Annotated in this window: 12 protein-coding genes and 1 pseudogene; 5 read left to right on the forward strand and 8 right to left on the reverse strand. The window is 58.3% G+C overall.

What is annotated here, in order from left to right:
- Nucleotides 1-19: 19 nt before the first annotated feature.
- Both tsaE and MKZ87_RS24835 read right to left on the reverse strand, forming a co-directional pair.
- Nucleotides 20-490 (reverse strand): tRNA (adenosine(37)-N6)-threonylcarbamoyltransferase complex ATPase subunit type 1 TsaE, encoded by a 471-nt coding sequence (tsaE, locus tag MKZ87_RS24830; protein WP_085701315.1) that lies wholly within the window; start codon nt 488-490, stop codon nt 20-22.
- Nucleotides 478-1,977, reverse strand: coding sequence for an NAD(P)H-hydrate dehydratase (locus tag MKZ87_RS24835; RefSeq protein ID WP_085703403.1), 1,500 nt, complete (start codon nt 1,975-1,977; stop codon nt 478-480). The genes tsaE and MKZ87_RS24835 overlap by 13 nt, the downstream gene beginning before the upstream one ends.
- A gap of 63 nt (nt 1,978-2,040) precedes the next feature.
- On the opposite strand from MKZ87_RS24835, the gene queG reads away from it, so the two are divergent.
- Nucleotides 2,041-3,120 carry a tRNA epoxyqueuosine(34) reductase QueG gene (queG, locus tag MKZ87_RS24840; RefSeq protein WP_085701317.1) on the forward strand — a complete coding sequence of 360 codons (1,080 nt, stop codon included), beginning with the start codon at nt 2,041-2,043 and terminating at the stop codon, nt 3,118-3,120.
- On the opposite strand, the gene MKZ87_RS24845 is transcribed toward queG, so the two are convergent.
- Together MKZ87_RS24845 and orn are read right to left on the reverse strand one after the other, a co-directional pair.
- Entirely contained in the window at nt 3,102-3,713 is a 612-nt protein-coding gene (locus tag MKZ87_RS24845; RefSeq protein ID WP_039766632.1) for a trimeric intracellular cation channel family protein, read from the reverse strand. The two genes, queG and MKZ87_RS24845, sit on opposite strands and share 19 nt — an antisense overlap.
- Before the next feature lie 83 nt (nt 3,714-3,796).
- Nucleotides 3,797-4,339, reverse strand: a complete 543-nt coding sequence (gene orn, locus MKZ87_RS24850) for an oligoribonuclease (protein WP_007950739.1) — start codon at nt 4,337-4,339, stop codon at nt 3,797-3,799.
- Between the two features lie 107 nt (nt 4,340-4,446).
- On the opposite strand from orn, the gene rsgA reads away from it, so the two are divergent.
- The 4 genes from rsgA to MKZ87_RS24870 all read left to right on the forward strand — a co-directional run bounded on the left by rsgA (nt 4,447) and on the right by MKZ87_RS24870 (nt 7,543).
- Entirely contained in the window at nt 4,447-5,478 is a 1,032-nt protein-coding gene (rsgA, locus tag MKZ87_RS24855) for a small ribosomal subunit biogenesis GTPase RsgA (protein WP_085703402.1), read from the forward strand.
- 210 nt (nt 5,479-5,688) lie between these two features.
- Nucleotides 5,689-6,096, forward strand: coding sequence for a TIR domain-containing protein (locus tag MKZ87_RS24860; protein WP_266202099.1), 408 nt, complete (start codon nt 5,689-5,691; stop codon nt 6,094-6,096).
- Between the two features lie 2 nt (nt 6,097-6,098).
- Nucleotides 6,099-7,058: a caspase family protein gene (locus tag MKZ87_RS24865; protein WP_266202100.1), complete on the forward strand. Its 960-nt coding sequence runs from the start codon at nt 6,099-6,101 to the stop codon at nt 7,056-7,058.
- Nucleotides 7,058-7,543 carry a toll/interleukin-1 receptor domain-containing protein gene (locus tag MKZ87_RS24870; RefSeq protein ID WP_085701321.1) on the forward strand — a complete coding sequence of 162 codons (486 nt, stop codon included), beginning with the start codon at nt 7,058-7,060 and terminating at the stop codon, nt 7,541-7,543. The genes MKZ87_RS24865 and MKZ87_RS24870 overlap by 1 nt, the downstream gene beginning before the upstream one ends.
- Before the next feature lie 39 nt (nt 7,544-7,582).
- On the opposite strand, the gene MKZ87_RS24875 is transcribed toward MKZ87_RS24870, so the two are convergent.
- From MKZ87_RS24875 to MKZ87_RS24890, 4 genes and pseudogenes are all read right to left on the reverse strand, one after another.
- A complete protein-coding gene (locus MKZ87_RS24875) occupies nt 7,583-7,858 on the reverse strand; it encodes a hypothetical protein (protein ID WP_266202101.1) in 276 nt (91 codons plus the stop codon).
- Nucleotides 7,859-8,418: 560 nt separating this feature from the next.
- The gene (locus MKZ87_RS24880) at nt 8,419-9,015 is read right to left on the reverse strand and encodes a hypothetical protein (RefSeq protein ID WP_266202102.1); all 597 of its coding nucleotides are present in this window, start codon (nt 9,013-9,015) and stop codon (nt 8,419-8,421) included.
- A gap of 2 nt (nt 9,016-9,017) precedes the next feature.
- A complete protein-coding gene (locus MKZ87_RS24885) occupies nt 9,018-9,545 on the reverse strand; it encodes a DUF3304 domain-containing protein (RefSeq protein ID WP_266202103.1) in 528 nt (175 codons plus the stop codon).
- A gap of 134 nt (nt 9,546-9,679) precedes the next feature.
- A pseudogene (locus MKZ87_RS24890) lies at nt 9,680-9,886 on the reverse strand (hypothetical protein); the annotation flags it as partial.

Genomic DNA, 9,886 nt, shown 5'->3' on the forward strand with positions numbered 1-9,886 from the left:
GCATACCTAACCCCATCATTCAATTGGTTTCCAATGCCAAAGCGGCACACCAGGCCTCGCCGCGCGAGCCCTGGGACAAAATGGTCAGCGAACGTCCGCTGTCTTGCGGGCTAATGGTAATGGTCAGGTCAGGCTTTGGCAAAAAGCCTGCACCTTTATCGGGCCATTCGATCAGGCACAGGGCATCGTCTTCGAAATAGTCGCGGATCCCGAGAAACTCCAGCTCTTCCGGATCGACCAGGCGATACAGATCAAAGTGGAAGGCCCGGATGTCACCGATCTCGTAGGGCTCGACCAAGGTGAAGGTCGGACTTTTCACCGCCCCGATGTGCCCCAGACCGCGAATGATGCCCCGCGACAACGTGGTTTTGCCCATCCCGAGGTTGCCTTCGAGAAAGATCAGGCCATGGCCCTGGGTGATACGGGCGATGCGTGCGCCAAAGTCGCTCATGGCCTGTTCATCGGCCAGGTACAGGGTTACTTCAGACACGGTGCATGCTCCTCCAACAACTGACGAATGACTGGAATCAGATCACTGGCCGCCAGCCCACGGCCGAATTTACCTTGTTGCAGACCGGCGTTGGCGTGCAGCCAGACCGCCAGGCACGCGGCATCGAAACCGTCCATGCCCTGAGCCAGCAGCGCGCCGGTCAGACCGGCCAGCACATCGCCGAGTCCCGCGGAGGCCATGGCCGGATGGCCTTGATGACACAGCGCCAGACGACCATCGGGATGAGCAATCAGACTGCCCGCGCCCTTGAGCACCACCACCGCTGTATATTTTTTGCTCAACGCCAGCGCCGCCGCCGGACGATCGGCCTGCACCTCGGCGGTGCTGATCCCCAGCAGCCGCGCGGCCTCCCCCGGATGCGGCGTGATCACGCAATCCCTGGGCAGACTGACAAAACCGGAAGCCAGCAGGTTCAACGCATCGGCATCCCACACCTGCGGCAACGGCGCATTGGCGGCAGCTGACAACAGCGCCCTGCCCCAACCGGCCTGACCCAGCCCCGGCCCGACCACCAGCACGGACACTTTTTCCAGCAGCCCCATCAATTGATTGGCCGAAGAAGCGCCCAGTGCCATGGCTTCCGGTATCCGGCTCAGCGCCGCCGGGACATGTTCCGGGCGCGTCGCGACCGAGACCATCCCGGCACCACTGCGCAACGCACTTTCGGTACTCAGCAGGATTGCCCCGCCAAACCCGTGATCACCGCCGATCAGCAGCACATGACCAAATCGTCCCTTGTGCGCGGCCGGCGAGCGGGCAGCCAGACGCGGAAGGTTCGCCACGTTGAGCCGGCGAGCGGCGACAGGCAAGTCACTGAAGTGCTCGGCAGGCGCCTGCAGGTCGTTAAACAGCAGTTCGCCGACATGATCCGCCGCCGCACCCGTGAACAGCCCGAGCTTCAGGCCGATGAACGTCACGGTGAGGTCAGCGTGTACCGCATCACCCAGCGCATGACCGGTGTCGGCGCACAACCCGGAAGGGATATCGACCGCCACCACAGGCAGTCCACTGGCATTGATCGCCGCAATCGCAGCGGCGTAGGGCTCACGCACATCGCCGCTCAGGCCGGTGCCGAGCAACGCGTCAACGACGATACCGCGCAACTCGCAGGATAGATCCCATGGGGCAATCGAGACACCATCGGCCACGGCTTCGGCGTGCGCCACGGCGGCATCGCCCTTCAAGCGTTGCGGCTCGCCGACAGCCAGCACCTGAACCTGCCAACCCGCCCGATGGGCCAGCGCTGCCACCAGATAACCATCGCCGGCGTTGTTGCCGTGCCCGGCCAGCACCGTCATTTGATTCGCGGCCGGCCATTGGCGTACCAGCGCGCGCCACGTGGCATGGGCGGCACGCTGCATCAATTCGAAGCCAGGCGTGCCGGCGGCGATCAGTCGTGCATCGAGTTCACGCACCTGCGCGGCACGGTACAGCGCGTCGGGTAATTGATCTTTAGTGTTCGGCATGCGTCTTCGGGCTCCGATGTCTGGCAGAATTATACGCACCTCAGCTCCGGTTTCTCTCGCCTCATGTCCGCCATCACCACAGATCTGCCTGCCCTCGCCCAATCCATCAAGGACTGGGGCCGCGAGCTGGGCTTCCAGCAAGTCGGCATCAGCGGTCTGGATCTGGCCGAGCATGAACAGCACCTGCAACGCTGGCTCGAGGCCGGCTACCACGGCGAAATGGATTACATGGGCGCCCACGGCAGCAAACGCTCGCACCCCGAAGAGCTGGTGCCGGGCACCTTGCGCGTGGTGTCGCTGCGCATGGACTACTTGCCGGGCGACACACAAATGGCGCAATTGCTGGCCAAACCGGAAAAGGCCTACATCTCGCGTTATGCCTTGGGCCGCGATTATCACAAGTTGATCCGTAAACGCGTTCAACAACTGGCGGACAGGATTCAATCCGAGATCGGGCCGTTCGGTTTTCGCGCCTTCGTCGACAGCGCACCGGTGCTGGAGAAAGCCATCGCCGAACAGGCCGGGCTGGGCTGGATCGGCAAAAACACCCTGGTGCTGAACCGCAAGGCTGGCAGTTACTTTTTTCTCAGCGAACTGTTCGTCGACCTGCCGCTGCCAGTGGATGAGCCCCACAGCACCGAACATTGCGGACGCTGCACCGCGTGCCTCGACATCTGCCCGACCAACGCCTTCGTCGGCCCCTATGTGCTGGACGCGCGACGCTGCATTTCCTATCTGACCATCGAGCTTAAGAACGCCATCCCCGAAGATCTGCGACCGCTGATCGGCAACCGCGTGTTCGGCTGCGACGACTGCCAGATCTGCTGCCCGTGGAACCGCTTCGCCCGCCCGTCCGGCGAAATCGACTTCAAGCCACGACACAATCTGGACAACGCCGAGCTGGCCGAGCTGTTCTTGTGGGATGAAGACAAATTCCTCAGCAGTACCGAAGGTTCGCCGCTACGCCGCGCGGGATACGAGCGCTGGCTACGCAATCTGGCGGTGGGGTTGGGAAATGCGCCATCGAGCATCCCAGTGCTGGAAGCACTCAAGGCACGACGCGACTACCCCTCAGAGCTGGTACGCGAACATGTGGAATGGGCGCTGAAACAGCACGCCGACCGTCAAGGCGCGTCGTTATAGACGAACTTCGGCATTTCCCAGTGGAAGCGAATCGCCAACAGCCGCAGTAGAAAACCACCGAACAACGTGATCAGAATCGCCTGTTCACTCGGCACGTTGAGAAACAGACAGAGCATGTAGCACCACGCCGCGGCGAACGAGACGCTGGCGTAGAGTTCGCGGCGGAAGATCAGCGGGATGTCGTTGCAAAAGATGTCGCGCAGGATGCCGCCGAATACCCCGGTGATCACGCCGCTGACCGAGGCCACCAGCATGCCATGGCCCATTTCCAGGGCGGTCATGCAGCCGATCAGAGTGAATGCCACCAGACCGACCGCGTCGAGCACCAGAAACAGCGAGCGCAGGTGACGCATCCAGCGTGCGGTGAACACGGTGATCATCGCCGCAATCGTTGTCAGCACCAGGTATTCCGGGTGTTTGACCCAGGTCAGCGGGTAATGCCCGAGCAGCACGTCACGCACCGAACCGCCGCCCAAAGCCGTGACGCAGGCGATCAGCACCACGCCGAACCAGTCCATGCCGCGACGTCCCGCAGACAGGGCGCCAGTCATTGCTTCGGCAGTAATGGCGACGAGATAGAGCATCAGCAACATGGTGGCGATCCTGGCAGGAAGGCGCGCAGTCTACTCACTTCGCCGGGGCACCAAAAGAGGGCGCCCCGGCGCGGGTGCCGATCTCAGAACTTGATGAAATGCTTGCGGTAGTGCTGCAGCTCGGCGATGGATTCGCGGATGTCATCCAGCGCCAGGTGAGTGCTGCCTTTCTTGAAGCTGTCTCGCACGTCCGGCGCCCAGCGTGCGGCCAGTTCCTTGAGCGTCGAGACGTCGAGGTTGCGGTAGTGGAAGTAACTTTCCAGCGACTTCATGTGGGTATAAAGGAAGCGGCGATCCTGGCAGATGCTGTTGCCACAGATCGGCGACTTGCCCTTCGGCACCCACTTTTCGAGGAAGGCGATGGTTTCGGCTTCCGCCTCGGCCATGCTTACGCGGCTGTCGCGCACGCGTTGGGTCAGGCCGGAGTTGCCGTGGGTGCGGGTGTTCCACTCGTCCATGCGGGCGAGGACTTCGTCGCTGTGGTGGATGGCGATCACCGGACCTTCGGCCAAGGTGTTCAGGTCACTGTCGGTGACGATGGTGGCCATTTCGATGATGACGTCGTTTTCCGGATCCAGACCGGTCATTTCCAGGTCGATCCAGATCAGATTCTGCGGGTTTTGCATATTTCGGCTCCTGAGCAATGCTGCGCAGTTTAGCCTAGGCAGCCTGCCGGGCGTGCTAAACTCGCGGCCGTTTTACCTAATCGCTGCATTCTTCAGACGGAACACCCATGGCCAAACGCCAACTCAATCGTCGTCAAAACTGGCGCATCGAAAAGATTCAGGGCGAGCGCGCCGCCCGCGCCGCCAAACGCGAGTCCTCAGCAGTCGAGGCGCTTGAAGGCGGCGATCTGGGCCCGGAGCAACACGGCCTGGTGATCGCCCACTTCGGTGTGCAGGTCGAGGTCGAGGCCGTTGACGGCGAACTGGCCGGCCAGGTCTTCCGCTGCCACTTGCGCGCCAACCTGCCGGCGCTGGTGACAGGCGACCAGGTGGTCTGGCGCGCCGGCAACCAGGGCATCGGCGTGATCGTCGCGCAACTGCCGCGCACCACCGAGCTGTGCCGTCCGGACAGCCGTGGCCAGCTCAAACCGGTGGCCGCCAACGTCGACATGATCGTCATCGTCTTTGCCCCGATGCCCGAGCCCCATGCCAACCTGATCGACCGCTATCTGGTCGCGGCCGAGCACGCCGGCATCCGCCCGTTGCTGCTGCTGAACAAATTCGACCTGATCGACGAACAGAACGCCCCTGCGCTGAATGCTCTGCTGGCCGTCTACCGCACGCTGGGTTACCCGGTGCTGGAAGTCTCGGCGCACCATGGCAACGGCATGGAGCAATTGCAGAAACAACTCGACGGGCGCATCAGCGTGTTCGTCGGCCAGTCGGGTGTGGGCAAGTCGTCGCTGGTCAACAGCCTGTTGCCGAACGTCGAAACCCGTGTCGGCCCATTGTCCGAGTGGTCCGGTCAGGGTCAGCACACGACGACCACCGCGCGGCTGTTCCACTTCCCTGGCGGCGGTGAACTGATCGACTCCCCGGGCATCCGTGAATTCGGCCTCGGCCACGTCAGCCGCGCCGACGTTGAAGCCGGCTTCATCGAGTTCAACGACCTGCTCGGCACCTGCCGCTTCCGCGACTGCAAGCACGATCGCGAACCCGGTTGCGCACTGCTCAAGGCCCTGGAAGACGGCCGCGTGCAGCAGCAGCGAATGAACAGCTACCGCTCGATCATCGCCAGCTTGCCGGAAAACGGTTACTGAACATCCGCGACGGCAGCACCTCGCCCGAGGGCTGCCGTGTGTCGGACCGCGTCTGACAAACCCGGCAATCTGTTAAACGTCTGACCTTTCTGACAGCTCCGCCCACACCTGCTTGCAGGACATTTCTCTTTCACCGCTCAGGCCTTGTTGGCACACGCCAGATGCCTACATTGGGTTCCTCCTTCGCACTGTCGCGACCTCCGAGGCCCCATGCAAACCTACCATTTGTTCATCAGCCACTCCTGGAACTACTCCGGCTCCCACGACAATCTGATCCGCCTGCTCAGCGATCACCCGACGTTCACCTTCAAGAATTTCTCGGTGCCACCGCATAATCCGATCATCGACGCCCGCACTGACAAGGAGCTGGAAGAGACCATCGAAAACAAGATCCGCCCATGCTCGGCAGTGCTGGTCATGGCCGGTATGTACTCGGCCTACAGCAAATGGATTCAGAAGGAAATCGAGATCGCCAAACGTCTAGGCAAGGTGATCATCGCGATTCGTCCCCATGGCGCCGAACGCACCGCAAAAGTGGCCAGCGACGCCGCGCATGTCGAATGTGCGTGGAATACCAACAGCATCGTCAGCGCCATACGCCTTCATACGGCGGTGTAATCATGCGCAAGGGACTGTTTATCGGCATTAACCACTACACCCACGTTTCGCCGCTCAGCGGCTGCAACAATGATGCAATGGCCATGGCCTCGGTGCTGGAGCGCCATGCCAGCGGACGGCCCAACTTCAGCAGCAAGGTGCTGACTTCGGCGGAGGAGGACCTCTCGCTCACGACCATGAGGCAGCACATCCAAAGCCTGTTCTCGGGCGACTGCGATGTTGCGCTTCTGTATTTCGCCGGCCATGGCCAGTTCGATACCAGCATCGATGAAGGGTTGCTGATCCCCCAGGACTATCAGCCCGGCGGCGACGGCATTCGCATCAGCGACATTCTGCAGTGGGCCGACAACGCCCAGCAGATCAAGAACAAAATCATCATCCTTGATTGCTGCCAGGCTGGCGCCGCCGGTGCCGTGCGCAACTTGCGCGGCGGCAGCAGCCTGATCGGCGAAGGCGTGACCATTCTCACCGCCTGCAAAAAAGAACAGTCCGCCCTGGAAAGCCGTGGCCATGGCGTGTTCACGGACCTGCTGCTTCAAGCCCTGCATGGCGGTGCCGCCAACGTGCTGGGCAAGGTCACTCCCGGCAGCGTTTACTCGTTCGTCGACAATGCCCTGGGGGCCTGGGAGCAGCGGCCGGTGTTCAAGACCAATGTGTCGCAGTTCGTACCACTGCGCGAGGTCGCACCGCTGATCGCCGAAGAAACCCTGCGCAAGCTCAAGGACTGGTTTCCGGAACCGAGTTTTGTCTTCCGGCTAGACCCCAGTTTCGAACCCACCGCCGCCTCGTTCGATCCCGATCACGGTGACATCTTCAAACAGTTGCAGATGTGCAACCGCCACAGCCTGATCGAGCCGGTGGACGCCGAACACATGTATTACGCCGCCATGCACTCTACCGGGTGTCGCCTGACAGCTCTGGGTGCCTATTACCGCGAACTCGCCCTCAAAGGACATTTCTGATGCCCGTATTCATCAGCTACCGCCACATGGACCGCGCCCACGCCCTCGCGATCGATGCCCGCCTGAAGCAGGCCAATATCAAAACCTATCTGGACGTGCTGGATCCCGAATCCCAGACCACCGACGACATCACCGGGGTCATCACCCGCAACATCACTGAATGCACCCACCTGCTGGCGGTGGTCTCGGAGTCAACCGCGTTGTCCTGGTGGGTGCCGTTCGAGATCGGCGAAGCGACGATCAGCAACCGGCGGATCTGTTCCTTCAGAACGGGCGCCGCCCAACTGCCGCTGTACCTGGACAAGTGGCCGAAGCTGAGCACGGCCAACGACCTGAACTTCTTCATCGACGCCTACCGTGAAGAAGTGACGAACAAACGCTCGATGACGCTGGATTCAAGTAACGAATCCTTCAGCGGCACCTACAGACGCAACGCGGAAATCTTCCATGAACAACTGAAAAACCGGATTCGGCGGGGGTTCTGACAGACGCAAAAAAGCCGCGATTATCGCGGCTTTTGATTTTCAGAGTGCCGGGGCAACCCGATCCAGCTTCCAGCCCAATGCATCCAGCGCATCGCAACCATCCTGAAGCAGCAGGTGCGCAGCACTGGCGAAATGCTCCAGATCATGCCCCTCTGCATCATTGACGCACAGGCAACTGACGCTGTTGAGCATGCTCCGCACGGCATTAATGCGATGTTTGGCGGTTTCGAGCAAGGCCGAGGCTTTGGCTTCAGTGTCGATGTAGAGGGTGGGGGAGGTGCTGAGGTTGCCTTGTAGCGGGCGAAATTGGGGCATATTTCTAACTCATCTGATAAGTGAAACTCCCACCCTTCCGCGGCTAAACGAATTGGGGTGGTAGCTGTACGCGGGTTAGCCGACCGGACAGATGCACCCGGCACACCCGAAGGTGTCCCACGCACAGCCACCATGAACATGAAAATCTCAGGCAGCAAAAAGCGCCGCGTCAACACGGGCGCTTGTGCATCATCTGATTCGACCGGCTAAAGTCGATCGCCGATTCGTCGGCGACGGGCGAACTATAGGCGAGCCACTGAGTGAAGTAAAACCCGCTTGTTATGTCTCGGAGCCGTCCTACATCCCTTAGCGAAACGGCCTAATTCTCCGGCTGCTAATTTGGAGATGACTTTTTATTAAACAGGTCGCCTCCAAGTTCACCTACACCTCCGTGAACATTCCCCTTTCAATCATCCGCGCCCGGTTCAAAACTGCTCTTGGTTTAAGCCTGCTCCCTAAACCCTCAAGCAAATCAAGCGGCACAATCTAATACGGGCGCAGGGTAAACATAAAACTTTACGAGACCACCTCAGAATTCTCCTGAGAGTGAAAAATATAAGCTATGGTTGAAACCTTCTTATATCCATCACAAAATAACCAATTCTTCTCAACAGCAGCATCAGTTCATCCAAGTAGCTAGCCAAACTTTTTTTACCAAGTGACAAGGCAAAGCGAATTTGCTCACCACTTTTAGTCTCGACTACCACACCACGATCTCGCCCGAACAACCAACCTCTCTGAACGTAACCAGAAACGCATTTAATTTCATCAAAGCAAACAAAACTTCTGCGTCGATGCAAACCTGCTTCAACTTCAAATCGCAACCCTGAAGAGTTAAATACGACACTTTGGGCCACCCCATCAACACAACCATCCCCAGTAGACTTATCATACCCTTCGTAGATTTCCACGAATGCAATCACCGCCACCACAAAAAACAAAATAACGAAAACCCCGAGCATAAAGTATGCAAAAACAACAGACACCTTGGGCACACCAAATGCATCCAAAAAAACCATAACAAGAGTAAAAAAATCAAACAAAAACCTCACCCCAACATTTATAAATTTACGTACAGAATCACACACCCTCCCGCACACTTCTTTAGGAAAAAAATATATCTTCTCAACAAGATCGCCCGAAACTTCAACATTCACGTTCACCACCCCCACATCGAACAATGACTTTCATCCATCCTTCTCGGGAATTGATCGGGATAACTTATACGATCTGAGCCTACCGGACCGGGCAAAATTTCAATTTTTCCGCAAGGCAAAAAATGAACCTGAAAAGAACTGGAATCATCAAGATCCTCGTATCTCTCAAGCTCAACAACAGTGCGAACTACCAAATAATCTATTACGTCTCCCATACCATTTTTTCTTTCCCCATCATTCTTATTATCCCGCTCAATACCATCTACAAGTGGCTCCTTAGCCCAAGTAACAACAACAGACAAGCCGGGATACCACCGCACTGGCAAAGGGAAACAGCAATTTGCTTCATTCCCACCATCGAAAGCGGGAGCTTTAGCACCAATACCGTGCCCTTCAACAAAAAAGAACGGAATAGATGATGACGTGTGACTAAATCCTTCGAAATAAACAGCTTCCAGTGGACGTTTCTGCTCGAAGCAGCCTTGCAGCATCAGAACACACACCGACATCAGAAATACCAATCGAGTCATTACCTTCCTGTCCCATTCCTAACTTTCGCCTTACGAAATGAAAAACCAAATAAAAACAAAACCATAAAAACCTCAAATTTAACTTTAGAAACTTACAACATCATCACCACGACCTGACTCTTCAGCCGACATTCCTACCGTTGCTCGGCCGGAGTTAAAAGTTCAGCCACTCTTTGCACAATCGCGGCTTCCAGTTCGGGGGAACGTTTGGCCCATTGTTCGGGAGGGAGGGGTTTTGACCATTCGATGATGTCGGGATGGGGCAAGTCGGGGGGCGGATATAGCTTTTTTCTTTGCAGATAAGTCGCGAGAGGTGCATTGAAAATGAATACGCCGAATAC

Source organism: Pseudomonas sp. MCal1 (assembly GCF_026341415.1).
Lineage (GTDB): Bacteria > Pseudomonadota > Gammaproteobacteria > Pseudomonadales > Pseudomonadaceae > Aquipseudomonas.

What these genes read in the sequence shown, in the direction of transcription:
- MKZ87_RS24835 (WP_085703403.1), bottom strand. Translation starts at nt 1,977, where the DNA reads ATGCCGAACACTAAAGATCAATTACCCGACGCGCTGTACCGTGCCGCG.
- queG (WP_085701317.1), top strand. Translation starts at nt 2,041, where the DNA reads ATGTCCGCCATCACCACAGATCTGCCTGCCCTCGCCCAATCCATCAAG.
- MKZ87_RS24845 (WP_039766632.1), bottom strand. Translation starts at nt 3,713, where the DNA reads ATGTTGCTGATGCTCTATCTCGTCGCCATTACTGCCGAAGCAATGACT.
- orn (WP_007950739.1), bottom strand. Translation starts at nt 4,339, where the DNA reads ATGCAAAACCCGCAGAATCTGATCTGGATCGACCTGGAAATGACCGGT.
- rsgA (WP_085703402.1), top strand. Translation starts at nt 4,447, where the DNA reads ATGGCCAAACGCCAACTCAATCGTCGTCAAAACTGGCGCATCGAAAAG.
- MKZ87_RS24860 (WP_266202099.1), top strand. Translation starts at nt 5,689, where the DNA reads ATGCAAACCTACCATTTGTTCATCAGCCACTCCTGGAACTACTCCGGC.
- MKZ87_RS24865 (WP_266202100.1), top strand. Translation starts at nt 6,099, where the DNA reads ATGCGCAAGGGACTGTTTATCGGCATTAACCACTACACCCACGTTTCG.
- MKZ87_RS24870 (WP_085701321.1), top strand. Translation starts at nt 7,058, where the DNA reads ATGCCCGTATTCATCAGCTACCGCCACATGGACCGCGCCCACGCCCTC.
- MKZ87_RS24875 (WP_266202101.1), bottom strand. Translation starts at nt 7,858, where the DNA reads ATGCCCCAATTTCGCCCGCTACAAGGCAACCTCAGCACCTCCCCCACC.
- MKZ87_RS24885 (WP_266202103.1), bottom strand. Translation starts at nt 9,545, where the DNA reads ATGACTCGATTGGTATTTCTGATGTCGGTGTGTGTTCTGATGCTGCAA.